Consider the following 20,300-nt stretch of genomic DNA (forward strand, 5'->3'; position numbering starts at 1 on the left):
GGAGCGCCGGACGCTGGGCCAGTCACTGTGCCGGGCTGGTGACCGGCGCTCCATAAGCGGCGCTGTGTGCGCTCAGATCACCCGTGAGAAGCGTGATTTAGCGGCAGGGTCTTGCAAGTAGGCATCAAAGACCATGCAGATATTGCGGATCAATAAGCGGCCTTTGGGAGATACCGCAATATGCCGTTCTGAAACGGTGAGCAGACCGTCTTCCTGCATGGTGGCAAGGGCTTTGAGCTCGTTGGCAAAATAGGCGTTAAACACAATATTGTGGGCCTGTTCTACCAAGGCAAATTCGAGTTCAAAGTGGCAGATCAGTCGGGTGATGACCTCACGGCGCAGGAGATCATCGGCGTTCAGCTCAAGCCCACGGAAAATCGGCAAGTGCCCGGCGTCGATGTCGGCCTGATAGGCTTCCACATCGTGGCGGTTCTGGCTGTAGCTGTTACCCACCATGCCGATACTGGTAGCGCCCAGACCGATCAGATCACAGTTGGAATGGGTGGAATAGCCCTGGAAATTGCGATACAGGGTGTGGTCGCGCTGGGCCACGGCAAGTTCATCATCGGGCTTGGCGAAGTGATCCATGCCGATATAGACATAGCCCGCCTCGGCCAGCTGTTCGGCGGTGTTTTTCAAAATCGCCAGCTTTTCTGCCGGGGAGGGCAATTCGTCTTCATTGATGCGTCGCTGCGCCTTGAAGCGGTCGGGCAGATGCGCATAGTTAAATACCGAGATACGCGCCGGTGAGATCTCAATCACCTTCTCGATGGTGGTGCGGAAACTGGCCTGATTTTGATGCGGCAGGCCATAAATCAGATCCAGACTGGTCGAACCAAAACCCAGCCGCCGCGCTTCTTCCAGCACCGCCATGACCTGGGTTTCGCTTTGTACCCGGTTGACCGACTGCTGCACCTTCTCGTCAAAATCCTGCACGCCGAGACTGATGCGATTAAAGCCCAGACTGCGCAGCAGGCTTAAGGTGTCATCACCGACCTCACGCGGGTCAATCTCAATGGAAAATTCCGCATGGGCCTCTTTGCTGAGCAGAAAATGGCGGCCTGTGACCTCCATTAACTCACGCATCTCATCGGATGACAAAAAGGTCGGTGTGCCGCCGCCCCAGTGCAACTGCTCGACCGGGCGGGTGCGGTCAAACAGCGCGCCTTGCATGGCGATCTCGCGGTGCAGCCGGTCCAGATAAGGCTGGGCGCGGTTACGGTCGCGGGTGATGATCTTGTTGCAGGCGCAATAAAAGCAGACGGTATCGCAAAAGGGGATATGCACATACAAAGACAGCGGGCGAGCGGATGGATTGGTCTGTTGGGCGAGCTCTGCGTAGCGCGTAGCACCAAACCCATCGTGAAATTGCACCGCCGTAGGATAAGACGTATAACGCGGGCCCGCCGTGTCATAACGACGGATTAAATCGGTATCAAATTCTAGGGTTTGTGAGAGACTCATAAGACAATAGACTCCTGGTCACCACGCAAGCCGTTGCAACAACGCCAAGGCAGCGCACCATCAGATTAAAAAGTGATTAAAAGCCTTGGCGCCTGGCGTTCCCGTTCACGCCTGATCGCAGCGATCAACGCGGGCCATACAAACACCACAGCTCGAAGGGAAACGATTGTACTGACCCACAGCCACAGCGACAACCATTCACGCGGTGATTGCCATCAGCTTGCTGTGTTTTTGTCTTCAATGAGCGCCGCGAGCAGCTGTTGTTCATAGCGCGTGAGCATCTGCGCAAAAGAAAAACAACCGGCCCGTTGTCGGGCACCGGTGGATAGCTGCGCGGCCAAGGTGCGATCCTGCAACACCCGCTGCAATGCCTCTGCCAGGGCGGTGGCATCATCCACCGGCACCAGAATGCCGCTCTTACCCGCTTCAATGATTTCTTGCGGCCCCCATTCACAGGCGGTGGAAACCACCGGAATGCCCAAGGCCATCGCCTCAACCAGGGCATTGCCAAACCCTTCCAGCCGCGAGGCCATGGCGAACACATCCGCCCGCGCAATCCAGGGAAAGGGATTATCCTGATGACCAGGCAGCCAGACTTGCCCCTGTAAGCCCAGCGATGCCATCAACTGCTCCAGCCGCGCCCGATCCGGCCCTTCGCCGAGCAAAATCAGTTGCGCATCCATATGTTGTCGTAGCCGGGCGAAAGCCGCCAGCAAGACATCCAGACCCTTTTCTGCACTCAGGCGCGAGGCGGTGACAATCCAGGGGCGCTGCTTGGGTGGCAGCACCAGGGTCTGGCGAGCCTTGCTATGGATACGCGCTAAATCAACGCCGTTGTAAATGCAATGCAGGCGCGCTGCCGGGGCATGAAAATGCCTGATCAAATCCTCACGCACTCCGAATGAGGGCGTAATCAGCGCATCCATCCCGCGACAGATCAAGCCAAACAGAACACGTTCGTAGGTACTGGGCGGATGTCCGCAGAAGCGAAAATGCGCCGTTGGTGGCCCCAGAATGCAGCCAAAGCGCAAACCGCGCAAGCCTGCCGTCAAGGCCGCCAAGGTAACAAAATACGTGCCGTGGTGCATCCAGCCAAAGGTCAGCGCCGGGCGCAGACGGTGGGCCTTTAAGGCAATCGCCTGGGCATAATGCAGGCTGTTTTGCAGGTCATAGGCATAGGGATTGCTGCACTGCATATCCTCAAAATAATGACATTCCAGCGCCAGCTCACGGACACCCGGCAAGCTGCGCTGCGTCAGCAGCACCGGACGAATGCGCGTAAACTGCGGCAACATCTGCAACAAGCGAATCTCCGCCCCACCCGGCACCGTCGCAGGCAATACAAACAGCACCGTGGGACGTGGGGTGCCAAAGCGATACAATTTCATGACATTCCCTGGGTGGCAATCGTCCTGATCTTTGTCTCACAATAGCTCACCTTTTGATCTTTTATGTGGATCGCACCCACTGTCTGCAGTTTTTGCAGCAAAGCCTGATGCACTGCATCCGACTGCTTGGGCAGTTTAGCTTTGATGCTATTGCGCAAGGTCTGCTCTTTTGCAGGACGATTTTTGCTGTAGTTTGATAGATGCTGACAATAGACGATCAAGGGATCTGGATCGGTTGAGGGCTCTTGGTTGGACGGCGTAAATGGCGTCTCGCGCTCAAGGTTGCTGATGCGTTGCGCCTGACGTTGGTGCTGTCCGAGTAGGGTAATGACATGATCAAGGTCTTTATCATTAGATAAAATCCAAAATTCTGTGTCAGGCGGCAGTTGCATTGCCAGCATTCCAGCCAGAAAAGTGATCCCGAAATCTGCTGCATTTTTACCAATGGCCTCCATTTTGTGCAGCGTCAAGCGATGCTCTGCAATCGCTTTGCTCAAGGGTATGAGTAAATCAATCGGCAGTTTGACGCTGGGATTCGCGTAACAGATAAGAATTTTTGTAAAATCATCAAACCGTTGGGCAAGCTGTGTGAATTGTGTGGGGCAATTTTCCAGATCCACTAATAACACCCGAGGATGATTTGTGGTGTCAGCATTGTTTTTCTGATCTGGATTATCATCACTCATGGCGAGCGATTGTCCTTTGTTGCGGCGGCTTTTTGCCTGATCACATTCCCGCACAGGTCATGGGCATGGTCATGTTGATGCCGATAGGGTGCTACCCCGAAGGGCAGTTGTTCGCCAAACAATTTGAGGTATTCAGGATGGCGGCTGACCGCCTGTGGCTGTCCGGTGCAGCAGATGTGGCGATTGAGGCAGATCACCTCATCCGCAGCGGCCATCACCCAGTGCAATTCATGGGAAACCATCAATACCCCGCAATGGTAGCGCTGGCGCAGCTGCTCAATCAGCGCAAAAACCTCGCCCTGACGGCCAACATCCACCCCTTGGGCCGGTTCATCCAACACCAGTAACTGGGGGCGGCGCAACAAGGCGCGGGCCAATAAAATCCGCTGCATCTCACCGCCTGAGACGGACTGAATCGGTTGATTGAGCAGATAGCCCACCCCGGTTTCCTCCAGGGCGGCGGCCAGCTGTGCGGGCTGCACCCGCCCGGCCAGGCTTAAAAAGCGTCGCACGGTAATCGGCAATACCGGATCAATAACGATGCGCTGTGGCATATAGCCGATACGCAGCCGGGGGGCACGGCTGATATGCCCGGCGCTGGGCGCTAATAAGCCCAGCAACACCCGCAGCAGACTGGTTTTACCCGCGCCATTGGGGCCAATCAGGGTGATGATGCGCCCCGCCTGCAGACTCAGATCAATATGCTCAAGAATCACCCGGCCGCCCAACCGCAGCGTCACTGCATGGGCCTGGATTAAGGCATCTGGCGGCGCTGTGACGCTGGAACGATGGGGGGCTTGGGGATTCATCAGTTTCTCCGCGAGAAACCCCGGCCAAAAGGCCGGGGAGGGATAGCGGCTACGCGCTTGCAGCCGCCGGAAATCGTTAGGTGCAGGCCTTCCACCTGCTGGGCCGTGAGGCTCTGCCCGTAAGGGCCTGGTGACGGACAACGCCTCGCGGCGTGGTCGCTCCCCTCGCCAATGTGTACAACCGGCTCCCGCTTGCACGGCGATCAAAACCTTCGACGTTTTACCTTGCGTCAGCATGATCCTGATCTTTCAGAGCGGCAGACTGAGGAAGCATCCGCCGGTGAGTCTTGACGACCTGTTGTACACGTAGCCCCTTTAACAGGGCTTAGGCTGGTCAACCTAGCTTGTTTTCACCTGTCTGCGCCGCGTGCGCCGCGGCAGGCAGGCAAGCTCCGCCCTTTAGGGCGGGGTAGTTGACTATGGCGTGGCGTGATTGCGCCACAGCGACAGAGACAAACGATAAAGCCGCTCACTGATGAGGTCATAGCGGTGCGTCTCGCGCCAGCGGTGCGCGTTGGCGGTAATGGCTTGCGCCCTGGGGCTGTTCTGGCGCAGTTCATCCAGAATGCGATGCAGGCTGTGAGCAATCTCTTGGGGCTCTGTGCCACTCAGGCGAAACACGCTCTCGCCCAGATCATCAAAAATTTCCAGCGGACTGACGGCCACCGGGCGATGGCTGGCCATGCCGTGACGGGCGGCGGCGCTGGAAGATTCAGTGGTGTGCTGATAGGCAAAGACTAATAAATCAGCCTGTTGCAGGCGCGCCAGGGTCTCCGGCTCCGGAAGAAAGCGATGCTCGGTGATCACCAACGCTTCAAGTTGATGCTGCTGGATTTTTTGCTGCAGTCTCTGCATCAGTTCACGCGAGCTGTCCACCGGGTACTCGGCATTGAGCAGCAGCAGGCGGATCGGTTGCTGGCGCTGTTTGAGCAGTGCCGCAGCCTCCACCAGTTCCAGCAGACCTTTGTGTGGCAGACAAAAGCCATAGCTTGCCACCAGCGGCGGCTGGCGGCGTTTCAGATAATTTTTGATCCAGCGCGGCGGCGGCGGGGGCGGGTAATCCAGCACCCCATGCGGAAACAGGGTGACATTATCCACCAGACCCAGCGCCTTGAGGCGGTTAAGATCGCTGATGTTGTGTACCAGGATGCGCTCGCACGCCTGCAAGGCCTCACGCAGCTCCTGTAACTGCCAGTTAGGGGTTTCTCCGTAGGGATCACGGGTGGCATGCATGATCATGATCACCCTTCGGCCCACCGCCTGTTGTCCGCAAACAAATTCAGACAATGCGGCAAAATCAAACAGGCCATAGTTAAACTGAATCACCAGCATATCAGCCTGGATTTGCGCCAGCGGTGCCGCCAGCGCCTGCAGCTGATTGTCGGCCTTGCCGACGTGCCAGAGACGCTGGCAATAAACCGGATCAGGCCCTAATGGGCTGTCGGTTTTGGCGGCCAGTACATGGCGCTGGTTCTCCGGCCAGGCGCCTAGCAGATGATGCGCATACAGGGCAATCCCGCAATGGGTGTTATAAGTGGTAATCCAGGCCAGCTTCGGGGGAGGGCGTTGCGGGCCTTCGCTGAGCCGGTGGGCAAAATCTGCACAGCGTTGCGCGACCTGTTTCCAGCGAAAATCCTGCAGCAATTTTGTCCGTCCCTGTTCTGCCATGTGGGCCAGGCGTGCTGGCGGGGTCTGCGAGGCGGCGTGCAATGCCTCCCCCAAGGTCTTGACATCGGGTACGGCCCAGACCGAGTCAAACAGTGCAAAATGGCTTTGTGCCGGGGCAAATTGATAATCCAGCAGCCAACTGTTGTGATGATCACAAAAATCTCGTTGTCCACCCCAGGCGGTGGTAATCACCGGCAGCCCGCTCAGCAGGGCTTCAGCCAGCGGTAAACCAAAGCCTTCCGCGTAACTGGGGGCGACCAATACATGACAGGCGGCCATCAGGGCCTTGAGATCGGCCTCGGGAAGATCCTCCTGAATCAGCACCACATCGGGATAATCCGGCGCATGTGCCCGCAGCGCCTGCAGGGTGGCGGCAATGTCGTGGTGTGGATTGGGAAAAGTCTTGATCACCAGCGAGACATCATCATCCTGGGTAAAGGTCTGCCCATAGGCGTTCAGCAATGTCTCGATGCCCTTGCGCGGAAAGCACGAGGAGATATGCAGGAAGCGAAAAGACCGGGCGGTGAGGACAAAAGCCGGATTGGCATGGATGCGCTCCCAGTGATCCACACCACAGCCCGACACCTGCATGGGTACGCACACGCCATGATCTATCAGAATTTTCTGCACATGCCGGGAAAGCGTGGTCAGGCCATCCAGATGGCGATTGAAGGCCGCCACCCAGTCCTGCGGAAAACCCGATTCCTCCCAGGCGTAATGATGCAGCATCGACACCATGCCGCGCATATCATGCACCCTCGGCGGGTACAGATTGCGGCTGACCACATCGACCGGTACCGCTGGCTCGCGGCTGCGGGCATATAATTCGGCCAGGTCGGGCTGAGCGGCAAGAAAGGCGGGGTCTGGCGCAAAATCTCCAGGCCCTTCTGTGGAATGCAGGCTGACCGTGTGCCCCAGCGCAACCAGCGCCCGGGCGGTTTCACGATTCAGCAGGGCCAGGCTGTAGCTGCTGTCAAAAGGCCCTTCAATGCGCCAATGCACGGGGTGCGCGGGATTTAGGTGGCGACGTGCCCGGTAAGCGGTCTTGAGGTTTTGGTCCAGGCAGGCCGCGACATGACATAGCTCCACCTCCGTGATCTTGTAACGGTGCGCCAGGGCCGCAAGCCGTGTCTGAATGGCGTCATAATCCTGCGGACGCTGCCTGACGGGCTGGGCAGCAACGAGAGCCTCAAGCGCGACAAGGGCTTTCTGGGCGCATTGATCCCAGCTGAATTTTTGCGCCTGCAGATGCGCATGGTCTTTAAGACTTTGCCAGAAGTCCTGATCGCTTAAGGCGCGGGTCATCAGCGCGCCGATGGCATCGACGGAGGTCGGGTCAAAGGTGGCATCGGCGCGCCCAATGACCTCAGGAATGCTGGAGCTGTTGGAACCGATGGTGGCCGCGCCCAGGCTCATCGCCTCCAGCGGCGGCAGGCCAAAACCTTCATGCAGGGAAGGAAATACAAATAAGTGACACTGGGCATACAGCAGTGCAAGATCTGCATCCGGCAGATAACCGGTTAAAATCAGCTCCTCATCCTGCAGGCCGCATTGCCTGGCCAGCGTCTGTAAGTGGCTGCGTTGTTTTGGCTGTAATTTACACACTAACACCAGCTGATGTTTTTGCCGCAGCGGTGTGGGCAGGCGGGCATAAGCCTGAATCAGACCTTCAAAATTTTTGCGCGGCTCATAGGCACTGGTATGCATCACAAAGGGGCGGGTAATCCCCAAATGCTGCAAGCGGGTCTGGCGGGCGGCCTCCCTCAGCTGTGCATCGGGCGGTGTGATGCCATCCGCTGCCGATAAAATCGGCACAATCCGCGCCGGATCAAGCCCCAGATGATCCACGGCCTCGGTTTTGGCATAGGCCGAAATGGCCAGCAACAGATCAGCGCGTTTCAGATACTCAATTTTTTGATAATAGGATTTTTTTTGCCCTTGACCGGGGATAAATTGCGCGGGATTGATATAGGGAATCAGATCATAAAAAATCACCGCTGTCAGGCTGCTTTGCGGTAATTCTCCAATACTGGTGACGGTATCATCATAGCTGCCTTCAAACAGGCTGCCGATCAACACCACATCGGGATGCAGATCCTGCAAAAACTGCTCACGCAATAGCTTTGCGGCCTGTGGAAACCAGTCATTGACGGCGCAGGCCTCCTGGACCGGGCCGGGAATATGAAAGCTCAATATCTGCTGGGGCGGTAGATATTCCGCCAGCGAACGCTTTACTTCATCCAGGCTGTCAGCAAAGGCGGCATTGAGCACCACCAGGATTTCATGTCCGGCCTGATTGTTGCGCACCAGTGCTTTCAGCAAGGACTGGCAATAGCGCCCGATCCCGCGCAGACGGCTGTTATTCTGCGCGCCTTGCAAATCAATCACGATTCTCATGATCGTCTTGCCTTACCAGTTTGCGCCGCGCCTGCCTGCCGCGACGCACGCGGCGCAGGCAGGCAGGCGCGACAGGCAGGTGGGATGCGCTGTTTGATGGCGTGATAGAAGTGTCGCGCCTGTGGGCTTAGATCGTCAGCAGCGCGAATCTCATTAAGCCAGCGGCAGGCTTTAGGCTGCGTTCTTGCGCGTTTGGCAGGATGGAAACGGCGCAGTAGTGACGCCCCAAAAGAGAATTTTTCCCACAGATTAACAAGAAAAATTTGCCCAGCCCGGTGACGACTTAATTTTATTTGCAAGGAAAAAATGAGTTGTGCACGTCGTGCAGAGAGCGTGCGCCGGGTATGCAGCAACCCATCCAGGGTCCAGCGCAAGGGTGCCGTGATTTTCCAGGAAAGGCTGTTGGTTATCTGTTGTGCGCGGTCAATCTGCTGCTGTATATCTATCAGTTGGCCACGCAGCGCTTCCAGATGTTGTGCCTGACATCGCAGGGCCTGTTCTTGCTGTAACTGCTTTTGATCAAAGCGCTGCGCCAGGGCTAACAGGCTCAAGCCATACTCTTTGGCAAACAGGGCATCAAATGCCACCATTTGCGAAGGCAAGCCCGCTTTTTGCGCAATCACCGCATAATCCGGGCTCACCTGGGTCAGTACCTGCAGCAGGGTGATACGGGTTTCACTTTCCAGCTCGTGCAAATGCTGCAGACGGGCAATGAGGGTACGGGCCGCGCCATGATGCTCCGTTAAAAACCGCAATAAATCGGGGGGAAGAGGCCGTTGGTGGGTGGGATCAAGATAAAAGCTGTTGCAGCCCACGCTGATATTTTCCGGATTCGGGGTTTCCAGAATGAGCAGCCCGCCGGGACACAGCACCCGGAATGCCTCATCGAGCATCGCTTGCAGGCTTGCAAACGGCAAATGTTCCACCAGATGAAAGGCGCTGATGACGGCCTGCGAATTGCTGTCCTGTGTACGCAGATAGGCCAGCGCGTCCGCTTCATAAACTAAAAGACCTGCACGGCGCGCCGCTGCCAGCATGGCCGCATCGGTATCCACACCCACGCCATCAAAGCCATGCGCTTTCAGGACTTCCAGCCACTCTCCACGCCCGCAGCCCAGATCCAGCGCCTTGGGTTTTACACCCAACGCCGACAGCGGCTGCAGGAAGGGACGGTAAAAGCCAAGGCGTGAGATGATGGTGTCGCGAGTGCCGCGAAACTGCTCCTCAAAAGCACGGTAAAATGCAGACATCGTTAAGCATCAAGTGGCGGACACGTCGTGCGTTCGCATGTTCAGGCGGCATTGTGTGTAGCAAATCGTTTAGAAAAGCAGGAAAAGCTCAGCGCAGCACATACACCGTGCCGCAATAGGGGCAGCGGATCTGGCCATCGCTGGCTTCGTGAATGGGGAGGTATACCCGAGGATGCGAGGCCCACAGGGCACTGCCCGGTTCCGGGCAATACAGCGGCAGATCAGCGGCGCTGATCTCAATGTGCGCCTTGGTATTGGCAGCGGGATAGTGCGTCGGTTGCTTGGCCGTTTGTGGACTGGGCATGGTGGAGGTCCTCAAAAAATACCACGTGGCGGCATCATCTTGATGCCACTGAAAACCAAGCGAACGCAGGATGCGTCCGCCACCTCAATCTGGGAGCGCGCAGCACCCGCTGCGCATTCAGTCAACACACTGCAAAACTTAGGCGCCGCGTTCCCTGGATAAAAAACGGATGAAGGCGTTTAGACAAAGGTCAGCCATTGGCTGTGGCTGTCTGTGCGCCCATGCACCACATCAAAATACAGGCTTTGCAGGCGTTCGGTAATCGGGCCACGTCCGCCGTTGCCAATCTTGCGCCGATCCAGCTCACGAATGGGCGTGACCTCGGCAGCGGTACCGGTAAAGAAGGCCTCGTCAGCGACATAGACTTCATCACGGGTGATGCGTTTTTCGCGCACCTCAATGCCTTGCTCGGCGGCCAGGGTAAAGATGGTGCGCCGGGTAATGCCATCCAGTGCAGCGGTCAGATCCGGCGTAAAAATCACCCCGTCCTTGACCAAAAAGAAATTCTCGCCACTGCCCTCAGACACATAGCCTTCGGTGTCCAGCAGCAGGGCTTCATCATAGCCACCGCTCAAGGCCTCCTGCAGCGCCAGCATGGAATTCATATAATTGCCATTGGCCTTGGCCTTGCACATGGTGATATTGACATGATGGCGATTAAACGAAGAGGTGTGAATGCGAATGCCGCGCTCCATATTCTCCGCGCCCAGATAACTGCCCCATTGCCAGGCGGCGACAATGCAATGCACCTTTAGATTATCCGCCCGCAGGCCCATGCCCTCAGCACCATAAAAACACATCGGCCGGATATACGCACTTTCCAGGCCATTTTCACGCACAGCGGCACATTGTGCGGCGTTGAGCTCGTCCTGAGTGAAGGGGATCTGCATATTCAGGATATGCGCTGAGTTAAACAGGCGGCGGGTGTGATCCTGCAAACGGAAAATGGCGGTGCCCTGTTCGGCATGATAGGCGCGCACACCTTCAAATACGCCCATGCCATAATGCAGGGTATGGGTGAGCACATGGGTTTGCGCCTCACGCCAGGGAACCATCTTGCCATCAAACCAGATCAGACCATCACGGTCGGCCATCGACATCGAAATCACCTCAAGATTTGTCTAACATAGCGACATCTTCGTGGCAGCATCATCGTGATGCTGCATAACGCGACGGCTACCAGCCTGCGCCGCAAGCGTCGCGGCAGGCAGGGAAGCCGCTGCCACGCTGTGGCGGCATCATCTTTGATGCCGCTTCAAAAAACGACGGGCCAAGCCGCCGCTACAGCGAACGTACGATGCGTCCGCCACCTCAGTAACGCAACAAGGCCGAGCCCCAGGTAAAACCGCCACCAAAGGCTTCCATCATCACCATATCGCCCTCCCGGATACGGCCATCACGCACCGCCACATCCAGTGCCAGCGGAATCGAGGCCGCTGAGGTATTGCCATGATCCTCTACGGTGACCACCACCCGCTCCATCGGCATCTTCAGCTTGCGGGCAGTGGCCTGAATAATGCGGATATTTGCCTGATGCGGAATCAGCCAATCAATGTCTGCCTGATCAATCTGATTGTGTTCCAGCGTCTCATCAACAATGCGCCCCAGCGTATTGACCGCCATCTTGAAGACCTCGTTACCCTTCATCTGGATAAACGCTTCCCCGGCGAGCAGGCGCTCATAGCCGCTGGAGACACCATAGGGCACATTCAAAAGCTCGGCAAAACGGCCATCGGCATGCAGGTGCGTGGATAAAATCCCCGGCCTGTCCGAGGCTTCCAGCACCACCGCCCCGGCACCATCGCCAAAGAGCACACAGGTGCCGCGATCCTCCCAGTTCAAAATGCGCGAGAGGGTTTCTGCGCCCACCACCAGCGCACACTTGGCCCCACCAGTACGCACAAAGCGCTCAGCCACACCCAGGGCATAGATAAAGCCGGTGCACACCGCCTGAATATCAAAGGCGGCACAGCCATGCACCCCCAAGCGTTGCTGCAACAGACAGGCGGTGCTGGGAAAAACGTGATTCGGGGTGGTGGTTGCCAGCACAATCAGATCCACATCCGTGGGGTGGCGATTCGCCATCTGCAATGCCGCCCGGGCGGCCCGTTCCGCCAGATCACAGCAGGTTTCATCGGGGGCGGCAATATGGCGCTTTTTGATGCCGGTGCGTTCGGTGATCCAGGCATCCGTGGTATCGACGAGGTGCTCTAGTTCTGCGTTAGTCAAGGCCTTGGCGGGTAAATAGCCCCCGGTTCCGGTGATCCGCGCATAGCTCACGAGCCTCTCCTTTCATGCAAAAACCGCTCGATTTCCTTGCCAATGCGCTGTGGTACCCCTTTTTTGGCCTCCAGACAGGCAATGCGAATCGCATTTTCAAAGGCCGTGGCATCCGCCCCTCCGTGGCTTTTAATCACGATGCCCTGCAAACCCAGCAAACTGGCGCCGTTATAGCGGCGCGGATCAATGCGCCGCTTGAAACGCTGCAATACCGGCATGGCCAACAGACCGGCAAGCCGTCCGTACAGACTGCCCTTGAATTCAGCGCGCATGAAATGCGCCACCATCCGCGCCACGCCTTCCGTGGTTTTCAGTGAGACATTGCCGACAAAGCCATCACAGACGACGACATCCACATCGCCACAATAAATATCATCACCTTCCACAAAGCCAATGTAATTCAGCGCGCTTTGCTCCAGCAAACGGGCCGCATCCTTGACCTGCTCATTGCCCTTGATATCTTCCTCGCCAATATTGAGCAAACCGACCTTGGGCGCGGCATTATTATCAATGGCCCCGGCCAATACCGACCCCATCACCGCAAACTGATACAAATGCTCGGCGGTGCAATCGACATTCGCCCCCAGATCCAGCATGTGGGTGTGCCCGTTGATCGAAGGAATGGAGGTACTGATGGCCGGTCGGTCAATCCCTGGAAGGGTCTTTAACACATAGCGGGCCGTGGCCATCAAAGCCCCGGTATTCCCCGCACTGACGCACGCCTGCGCCTGCCCCTGCTTGACCAGATTGATTGCCACCCGCATCGAAGAATCTTTCTTGTTACGCAGCGCCAGGGCGGGTGGTTCTTCCATCCCGACCACCTGCGAGGCATGGTGAATTTTGAGCCGCGCATGACCCGAGGATTTAAGCGCAACCAGCTGAGCCTCAATAACGCCTTGATCCCCCACCAACACCAGCTCAAGCTCAGGGCGATGGCGCAAAGCCTGGACAGCCGCAGGGACAACCACGCCGGGGCCATGATCTCCGCCCATGGCATCAAGCGCAATCGTAAAGGTTTCGCTCATAATCGTATTCGGTGCACCCGGCTAAGGCGTTCGCAACACCTTAAAAAGTGAAATAAATTCAGATAGATTCAATGCAAGCTGTTTTAACCCTGCCAAGCCTGGCAGGGTTAAAGATAATTATTTAATCGTCGTCTTGTGCCACCGGCGCTTTAACCACCTGACGCCCGCGATAATAGCCATCGGCGGTCAGATGATGGCGGCGATGCACCTCACCTGAAACCGGATCAACCGACAGCGTCTGCCCTTTAAGGGCATCATGAGAACGGCGCATCCCGCGACGGGACGGCGTGGTACGACCTTGTTGTACAGCCATGCAATAACACTCCGCAAAGAAGATTTAATAAACCGCAACCCAAAAATCCGCCGTGTACCGTTTCATCCGGTGCCCGGCCAACCGCGCAAAAAACCTATGCCTGCAACGCTAAGTCTTGCGGTCTTTATCCTTGAGCTGTTTGAGTACCGCAAAAGGATTGGGTTTTGTCGGAGCAACCGGCGCTGCCTGCGCAACGCTCCCCCGGTGAGACACCCCACGACATGCCTCAAGATCGGCATGTAAGGGCGCAAACGGAATCCCTAACAACAGCTCATCCTCAATCAGACTCGCCACATGCAAGCGTCCCTCCGGCACCAACACCACATCCTCCTCATCTGGAAAACTGGCTAAATCCACCTCCGTTTCCACCAGCCAGGCATCCAGCGAAGTTTCCAGCGCATATGCAAACGGTTCAAGACAGCGCTGACACAGCAACCTCACCGTCGCCTCAACATGCCCGCTGACCTTATCCCGACCCGGTGCCACATGCCTGAACTCAAGGCGAAAAAAAACCGCACCGGCGGCATCCTCAACACCATCGGCCAGACGAGGAAAATCACAAAGCGGTAAACTGCCCTGCAGGGTGCGTCCTTGACTAGCAAGGCGAAAAGGATCAACCGTCAAGGATAAATCGACTTGAGACATAAGCACACAATGATAAAGCGTAACCTGCCCCAGTGTCAAAATTCCCCGCACAACCGCTCACCACGGATCACGGATTCACGGACATCTTATGGAGCGCCAAACCCCGGCTCGGTCTGTTTTGCCGCCCAAGATATTGCGCGGTAGACCCGTAATCTGCGTGTAAACCATGACAGCAAAAACCAAAGGCTTTGATCATGTAAAGGCGATGCGCAGCTGTGGGGTAGTTTCCGGGTTACGCAGGTGTAGTCAGTGGGTTGGGAACTGGCGTATTATCGGGGCGTATTTTTAAATCAGCTGGGCGGCATTGCGATGGCGGCGTTGTGCGCTCGGCAACCATCAACGCCATTTGTGAGGCTTTTGTGAATCCTGAACTCAAAGACAATCTGACCCGTACTTCTTCCTGGATTCGGGTGGCTTATATGGTGTTGTTTGCCATTGTGTATAACATTGCCGAGCTGGTGGGCTTGCTGGTGGTGTTATTCCAGATCGGCAGCACCTTGATTACGGGCAAGCGCAATGAATTTGTCAGCGGCTTTGGGCGCAGTCTGAGCCGCTATATTTTTCAAATCTGGAGCTATTTGACCTATTCCAGCGAACAGCGCCCCTTTCCCTTTATGGTCTGGCCGTCCTCTGCTCCTGGGCCTGATCTGGATTCAGGCCGGGTGAATCCGTCTTTGCCGGATCAGCATTAAGTTAGGTTCGTGATGTCAGCATCCCCAAAAGCGATTGTGCTGTTAAGCGGTGGCCTGGATTCGGCCACGGTACTGGCCTTGGCTAAGCGTCAGGGCTTTGCGGTGTATGCGCTGTCCTTTCGCTACGGCCAGCGTCATCAGATTGAACTGGCGGCGGCGGCTAAACTGGCCAAGGCGCATCAGGTGGTGGAGCATGTTTCCCTGGAGATTGATCTGCGCATCTTTGGTGGTTCGGCCTTGACGGCAGATATTGCCGTGCCCAAAGATCGCGCTGAGGTTTCAGGCGGTAGCGCCATTCCCGTGACCTATGTACCGGCACGCAATACCATCTTTTTATCCTTTGCCCTGGCGTGGGCGGAGGTTTTAGAGGCGGCAGATATCTTCATCGGGGTGAATGCGCTGGATTATTCCGGCTATCCCGATTGCCGCCCGGCGTTTATTCACGCCTATCAAGCCATGGCCAATCTGGCCACCCGCGCCGGGGTGGAAAACGCAGATCCCTTGCGTATCCATACCCCCCTGATTCACATGAGCAAGGCAGAAATCATCCGCTTGGGTCATTCTCTTGGTGTGGATTATGGCCTGACCTGCAGTTGTTATGATCCCTCGCCGGAAGGGCAGCCATGCGGCCATTGTGATGCCTGTCTGTTGCGGGCCAAGGGCTTTGCCGAGGCCGGGATGGCAGATCCGCTGTGCGGCGGCTGACTGATTTAAGAGCGCGTGTACATGGCGTATCAGGTCAAAGAGATTTTTTACAGCCTGCAAGGTGAAGGCGCCCACAGTGGCCGGGCTGCGGTATTTTGCCGTTTCAGTGGTTGCAATCTGTGGTCGGGGCAAGACCGTGATCGGGCCAGCGCGGTGTGTGGCTTTTGCGATACCGATTTTAATGGCACCGATGGCCCTGCAGGGGGGCAATATGCAGATGCCGCGCAGCTGGCTGAGCAGATTGCCCGGCATTGGCAGGCCCGCGATACCGCCTGTTCCCGCTTTGTGGTGCTCACCGGTGGCGAGCCGTTATTGCAGGTGGATGCGCCGTTGCTGGCGGCCCTGAAGGCACAGCATTTTCAGATTGCCCTGGAAACCAACGGCACCCTGCCCGTGCCCGAGGGGATTGACTGGGTCTGCGTCAGCCCTAAATCCTTACACCGCCTGCGGGTGCATCACGGCGATGAACTCAAACTGGTGTTTCCCCAGCCGCAATTATCGCCAGAAAAGCTGACAGGTCTGTCGTTTAGCCATTTTTTTCTCCAGCCGATGGACGGCCCTAACCTGGCTGACCATCAACAGCTGGCCGCGCAGTATTGCCTGCAGCATCCGCCGTGGCGTTTAAGCCTGCAGCTGCATAAACTGCTGGGCATTCCCTGATAGACACGCCGTGGGCGGCGTTACGCTGCAACTGGTCACCAAGACTCCCAATTCATTGTAATCGTTGATTAAGTGAGGTCGCAGACGATGGAGCACATGAGTGTGCAGGTCCGTTTGGCGCAGTTACGTTCTACGCCGTCTTTTCTGGGGCAGGTGGTTGCTGATCTGGCCTATGGGGCGCGGGTTTTGCGGGTGCGCAGTGAAGGAGACTGGCTACAGGTACGCAGTGACGGCCAGTACGGCTGGATGCATCAATCCGCCCTCACGCCCAAGGAAATCATTTTAAATCCCAGCGCCCAGGATGTAGAAAGGGCCGCCAATAGCACCGAGATTGCCCTGGCAGGCAAGGGCTTTAATGCCGAGGTGGAGAAGCAATATCGTCAGCGTCACCAGCAGGCAGATTTTGCCTGGGTCGATCGGGCCGAGACGCTACAAAGCACCACAGCGCAGATTGCGCGTTTTGTCACTCAAGGTAGCCTGAATAAGGTATAAGATACGCATCACGCAATGGGCCTTTGGCGGAGGCATTATCATGTCAGATCAAGCACGGCGGGCGGTGTTGGTGTGGGGCTGGCGTTCACTGGCCATCGGCCTGGGCGGTGGGATGCTGGGTGGCTGTAAAACCCTGGAAATCGGAGCTAATCTGGGGCAATCGCTGGGATTGCTGGATGCCCAGCAGGCGCAGTCTTTGGTGCGCACGGGCACTGCGGTGGGGCGCGCCATGGAGCAGATTGACCCAGAGCAGGAATATTATATCGGGCGCAGCGTGGGGGCGACCCTGTTAAGCCAATACCCGGTGTATCAAAACCCGGCCTTGCACAGTTATCTTAATCTGCTCGGCAGTTATGTCAGTCTGGCCTCGCAAACCCCGCAGACCTTCGGCGGTTATCGGTTTTTGGTGCTGGATTCTGAGGAAATCAATGCCTTTGCAGCGCCGGGCGGCTTGATTATGGTCACGCGTGGCATGTTGCGCTGCTGTACCTCGGAAGATGAGCTGGCGGCGGTGCTGGCGCACGAGGTCAGTCATATTCAACAGCGCCACGCGGTGCAGGCGATTTCACAGGCGCGTATTGTAGCCGCGATGCAGGCGATCACCGTGGAGGGGATACGCCATTATGCACGCGGTACGGATTTGACTATGCTGGTGGAGGCCCTGGAAGGTTCTATCGGTGACATTATGAATACGATGGTGCAGCGCGGCTATGCGCGGACGCAGGAGCAGGAGGCGGATCGTATTGCGGTGGGGATTTTGCAGCGCACCGGTTATGATGATCAGGCGCTGCCGACCATGCTTGAGCAGATGCAGCAGCGGTTGCAGCCGGGTGGGCTGGATTTTGCGCGAACGCATCCCGCCCCAAGCCAGCGCATTGAAGGCATTCAGCCTTTGCTGGCCAGCGTGCGTACCGCCATTCCCAAAAGTCGCACCCAGCGTTTCCAGCAGGCGCTGCGTGGTGTTTGAGAACCATTAACCCTTTCAGGTGAACATGCAAAACAGATTATTGATCATTGGCTGCGGTGATGTGGGCTTGCGCGTCGCACGCCAGGCACAGGGCGCAGGCTACCACGAGATCATCGGGGTAGTACGCTCTGCGCAGCGGGCAGAGGTGTTGCGCGCCCACGGAATTTCTGCCGAGGAGATGGATTTGCATGATGCGCAGGCGGTGCAGGCATTGCCCACCGAAGGGGCAGAGGTGGTCTATCTGGCGCCGCCGGCGGCGCTACACGGGAATCAAGACCAAGGCATGAGGCATTTTCTGCACCGCTGTCAAACGCAGACCCCAGCCAAGGTCGTCTATATCAGCACCAGTGGCGTGTATGGCGATTGTCAAGGCGCTACAGTGACCGAGCAAAGCCCGGTCAATCCGGCGACAGCGCGCGCCCGGTTGCGTCTGGATGCAGAACAGCAGGTGCAGGCCTTTGGCCGGACCTATGCCGTGCCTACGGTGATTTTGCGGGTGGCGGGGATTTATGGGCCTGGGCGTTTGCCGCTGGAGCGGATTCGTGAGGGGATGGTGGTGGTCTGCCCAGAACAAGCCCCCCTGAGCAACCGCATTCACGCCGATGATCTGGCCAGCATTTGTCTGGCGGCATTGCAACGCGGCCTGGCGCAGGCCATTTATAATGTCGCGGATGGTCAGGCCAGCACCATGACCGATTATTTTTATGCGGTGGCCGATATCGCCGGTGTGCCGCGTCCGCCCTGTGTGCCGCTGGCTGAGGCGGCAGCGCATTTAAGCCCGATGATGATGTCGTTTATCAATGAATCGCGCGTGCTGGATTGCCGGGCGCTGTTTAGCCAGTTGCAGGTACAGCTGCGTTATCCGCAGTTAAGCGACGGCATCCGTGCGAGTCTGGAAGTCCCCTCAGCGGAAAATAATTAATAAATCAGTTGACATGCTAATAAAAATCATTATCATTTGCATTGAGCATCGTTGTACTGCTTTGTGCCACACCCCATGTTGCGCAACACCAGTGATCGATCTTCATGTCGTTGACTTTTCTCCTCATTCTTTCTTTGCGACCCGTTCTCGGGTCGCTTTTTTTTCACGCGTCCGTGTCGCTTACCCCGCTGAGTATGCCCTGTGATGCGCCTGCCGTCTTTTACCAAGGCACGGGTAGCCGTTGTCGGTGATGTCATGCTGGATCGCTACTGGAGCGGGCTGGTTGCACGGATTTCGCCTGAGGCCCCGGTGCCGGTTGTACATATCCAGGACGTACACGATCACCTGGGGGGGGCGGCCAATGTCGCGCTGAACCTGGCCCAGCTGGGCGTGCAGGTGAGCCTAAGCGGTGTGATCGGTCGTGATGAGGCTGGCCACACGGTCACACAACTTCTGGCCCGACATGGCATTAGCAATGCGCTGCTGACGCACCCCCAGCATCCCACCATCACCAAGCTGCGCATTCTCAGTCAGCATCAGCAACTGTTGCGCCTGGATTTTGAGCAGCCGCTGCGCGACTGGGACAGCCGCGCTTTAGAGGACACCCTCAGCGCCCGCCTGGCGACAGGGGTTGAGGTGTTGGTGTTATCGGATTATGCCAAAGGGACTCTGCAGGAGGTCTCACGACTGATTGCACTGGCAAGGGCGCGGGGGATTGCGGTGCTGGTAGACCCCAAAAGCCGGGATTTTTCGCGGTATCGTCAAGCCACGCTGGTCACGCCCAACCGCGCCGAATTTGAGGCGGTGGTCGGTCACTGTGTCGATGAGCACAGCCTGAGTGAGCGCGGCGAGGCCCTGCGGGCAGCGATGCACTGGCCTGCCTTGCTGATTACCCTGGGGGAGCGCGGCATGTTGCTCTTGCGCGAGCACCAGCCCCCCCTATGCCTGCCAACCCAGGCGCGTGAGGTCTTTGATGTCACGGGAGCGGGTGATACCGTGATTGCGGTACTTGCGGCCTGTCTGGCCTGTGGTGAAGATCTGGCGGATGGGGCACGGCTGGCCAATCTGGCCGCCGGGATTGTGGTTGGCAAGCTGGGCACCGCCGGGGTTTGTGTCGCTGAACTCCAGGCGGCTTTGCGGCCGCCGCCTGCCCCGCACTGCGGTATCCTGGATCAGGCCACCTTGCAAAGCACCGTTGCCGACGCAAAGGCACGCGGAGAGCGCATTGTGATGACTAACGGCTGCTTTGACATTTTACATGCCGGGCATGTGCAGTATCTGCAGCAGGCTAAAGCCCTGGGGGATCGACTGGTGGTAGCGGTCAATGACGATGCCTCCGTGCAACGGCTCAAGGGGGCGACCCGGCCCGTGCATTCGCTGGCTCAACGCATGAGTATTCTATCCGCGCTGGCCTGCGTGGATTGGGTTACGGCATTTAGCGAAGACACGCCAGAGGCCCTGATCTGCGCGCTGTGTCCGGATGTCCTGGTCAAAGGCGGCGATTATCGGCCCGAGCACATCGCCGGCGGGGATTGCGTCCGCCGCCACGGCGGGCAAGTAATCGTGCTAGACTTTCTTCCCGGCCATTCCACCACTGCCTTGATTGATAAAATTCGCGGGCCCGCCTAAGCTC

Annotated in this window: 19 protein-coding genes; 7 read left to right on the plus strand and 12 right to left on the minus strand. The window is 57.4% G+C overall.

Annotated features, from left to right (window positions below; translation table 11 throughout):
- Nucleotides 1–72: 72 nt before the first annotated feature.
- The 12 genes from hemN to THISIDRAFT_RS12205 form a co-directional block, all read right to left on the minus strand.
- Nucleotides 73–1,464: an oxygen-independent coproporphyrinogen III oxidase gene (hemN, locus tag THISIDRAFT_RS12150; RefSeq protein ID WP_006786364.1), complete on the minus strand. Its 1,392-nt coding sequence runs from the start codon at nt 1,462–1,464 to the stop codon at nt 73–75.
- A 215-nt stretch (nt 1,465–1,679) separates the two neighbouring features.
- Nucleotides 1,680–2,852, minus strand: coding sequence for a glycosyltransferase (locus THISIDRAFT_RS12155; RefSeq protein ID WP_006786363.1), 1,173 nt, complete (start codon nt 2,850–2,852; stop codon nt 1,680–1,682).
- On the minus strand, nt 2,849–3,538 hold the full coding sequence (locus THISIDRAFT_RS12160) for a PIN domain-containing protein (RefSeq protein WP_006786362.1): 690 nt from the start codon (nt 3,536–3,538) through the stop codon (nt 2,849–2,851). Before THISIDRAFT_RS12160 ends, THISIDRAFT_RS12155 begins: the two co-directional genes overlap by 4 nt.
- Nucleotides 3,535–4,347 (minus strand): zinc ABC transporter ATP-binding protein ZnuC, encoded by an 813-nt coding sequence (gene znuC, locus THISIDRAFT_RS12165; RefSeq protein ID WP_006786361.1) that lies wholly within the window; start codon nt 4,345–4,347, stop codon nt 3,535–3,537. Before znuC ends, THISIDRAFT_RS12160 begins: the two co-directional genes overlap by 4 nt.
- 417 nt (nt 4,348–4,764) lie before the next feature.
- Nucleotides 4,765–8,412 (minus strand): glycosyltransferase, encoded by a 3,648-nt coding sequence (locus THISIDRAFT_RS12170; protein WP_006786360.1) that lies wholly within the window; start codon nt 8,410–8,412, stop codon nt 4,765–4,767.
- The gene (locus THISIDRAFT_RS12175) at nt 8,409–9,662 is read right to left on the minus strand and encodes a class I SAM-dependent methyltransferase (RefSeq protein WP_006786359.1); all 1,254 of its coding nucleotides are present in this window, start codon (nt 9,660–9,662) and stop codon (nt 8,409–8,411) included. Before THISIDRAFT_RS12175 ends, THISIDRAFT_RS12170 begins: the two co-directional genes overlap by 4 nt.
- Nucleotides 9,663–9,750: 88 nt before the next feature.
- On the minus strand, nt 9,751–9,966 hold the full coding sequence (locus THISIDRAFT_RS12180) for a zinc-finger domain-containing protein (protein ID WP_006786358.1): 216 nt from the start codon (nt 9,964–9,966) through the stop codon (nt 9,751–9,753).
- 179 nt (nt 9,967–10,145) lie between these two features.
- Nucleotides 10,146–11,066 (minus strand): branched-chain amino acid transaminase, encoded by a 921-nt coding sequence (locus THISIDRAFT_RS12185; RefSeq protein WP_006786357.1) that lies wholly within the window; start codon nt 11,064–11,066, stop codon nt 10,146–10,148.
- A gap of 211 nt (nt 11,067–11,277) precedes the next feature.
- Nucleotides 11,278–12,246 (minus strand): beta-ketoacyl-ACP synthase III, encoded by a 969-nt coding sequence (locus tag THISIDRAFT_RS12190; protein ID WP_006786356.1) that lies wholly within the window; start codon nt 12,244–12,246, stop codon nt 11,278–11,280.
- Nucleotides 12,243–13,271, minus strand: a complete 1,029-nt coding sequence (plsX, locus tag THISIDRAFT_RS12195) for a phosphate acyltransferase PlsX (RefSeq protein WP_006786355.1) — start codon at nt 13,269–13,271, stop codon at nt 12,243–12,245. Before plsX ends, THISIDRAFT_RS12190 begins: the two co-directional genes overlap by 4 nt.
- A 121-nt stretch (nt 13,272–13,392) precedes the next feature.
- Entirely contained in the window at nt 13,393–13,584 is a 192-nt protein-coding gene (gene rpmF, locus THISIDRAFT_RS12200; RefSeq protein ID WP_006786354.1) for a 50S ribosomal protein L32, read from the minus strand.
- Between the two features lie 108 nt (nt 13,585–13,692).
- Nucleotides 13,693–14,229, minus strand: a complete 537-nt coding sequence (locus THISIDRAFT_RS12205; RefSeq protein WP_040851447.1) for a YceD family protein — start codon at nt 14,227–14,229, stop codon at nt 13,693–13,695.
- A 320-nt stretch (nt 14,230–14,549) separates the two neighbouring features.
- Between THISIDRAFT_RS12205 and THISIDRAFT_RS12210 the strand changes: the two genes are divergently transcribed.
- The 7 genes from THISIDRAFT_RS12210 to hldE all read left to right on the plus strand — a co-directional run bounded on the left by THISIDRAFT_RS12210 (nt 14,550) and on the right by hldE (nt 20,296).
- Entirely contained in the window at nt 14,550–14,921 is a 372-nt protein-coding gene (locus tag THISIDRAFT_RS12210; RefSeq protein ID WP_006786352.1) for a DUF4389 domain-containing protein, read from the plus strand.
- Between the two features lie 12 nt (nt 14,922–14,933).
- Nucleotides 14,934–15,626 carry a 7-cyano-7-deazaguanine synthase QueC gene (queC, locus tag THISIDRAFT_RS12215; RefSeq protein ID WP_006786351.1) on the plus strand — a complete coding sequence of 231 codons (693 nt, stop codon included), beginning with the start codon at nt 14,934–14,936 and terminating at the stop codon, nt 15,624–15,626.
- A gap of 21 nt (nt 15,627–15,647) precedes the next feature.
- Nucleotides 15,648–16,286, plus strand: a complete 639-nt coding sequence (gene queE, locus THISIDRAFT_RS12220; RefSeq protein WP_006786350.1) for a 7-carboxy-7-deazaguanine synthase — start codon at nt 15,648–15,650, stop codon at nt 16,284–16,286.
- Between the two features lie 96 nt (nt 16,287–16,382).
- Nucleotides 16,383–16,778 carry an SH3 domain-containing protein gene (locus THISIDRAFT_RS12225; protein ID WP_050984831.1) on the plus strand — a complete coding sequence of 132 codons (396 nt, stop codon included), beginning with the start codon at nt 16,383–16,385 and terminating at the stop codon, nt 16,776–16,778.
- A gap of 40 nt (nt 16,779–16,818) precedes the next feature.
- Nucleotides 16,819–17,745 (plus strand): M48 family metallopeptidase, encoded by a 927-nt coding sequence (locus THISIDRAFT_RS12230; RefSeq protein WP_006786348.1) that lies wholly within the window; start codon nt 16,819–16,821, stop codon nt 17,743–17,745.
- 25 nt (nt 17,746–17,770) lie between these two features.
- On the plus strand, nt 17,771–18,667 hold the full coding sequence (locus THISIDRAFT_RS12235) for an SDR family oxidoreductase (RefSeq protein WP_006786347.1): 897 nt from the start codon (nt 17,771–17,773) through the stop codon (nt 18,665–18,667).
- 204 nt (nt 18,668–18,871) lie between these two features.
- Nucleotides 18,872–20,296, plus strand: coding sequence for a bifunctional D-glycero-beta-D-manno-heptose-7-phosphate kinase/D-glycero-beta-D-manno-heptose 1-phosphate adenylyltransferase HldE (hldE, locus tag THISIDRAFT_RS12240; protein ID WP_006786346.1), 1,425 nt, complete (start codon nt 18,872–18,874; stop codon nt 20,294–20,296).
- The last annotated feature ends 4 nt before the right edge of the window (nt 20,297–20,300 follow it).

The organism is Thiorhodospira sibirica ATCC 700588 (assembly GCF_000227725.2).
In the GTDB taxonomy this organism is placed as follows: domain Bacteria; phylum Pseudomonadota; class Gammaproteobacteria; order Ectothiorhodospirales; family Ectothiorhodospiraceae; genus Thiorhodospira; species Thiorhodospira sibirica.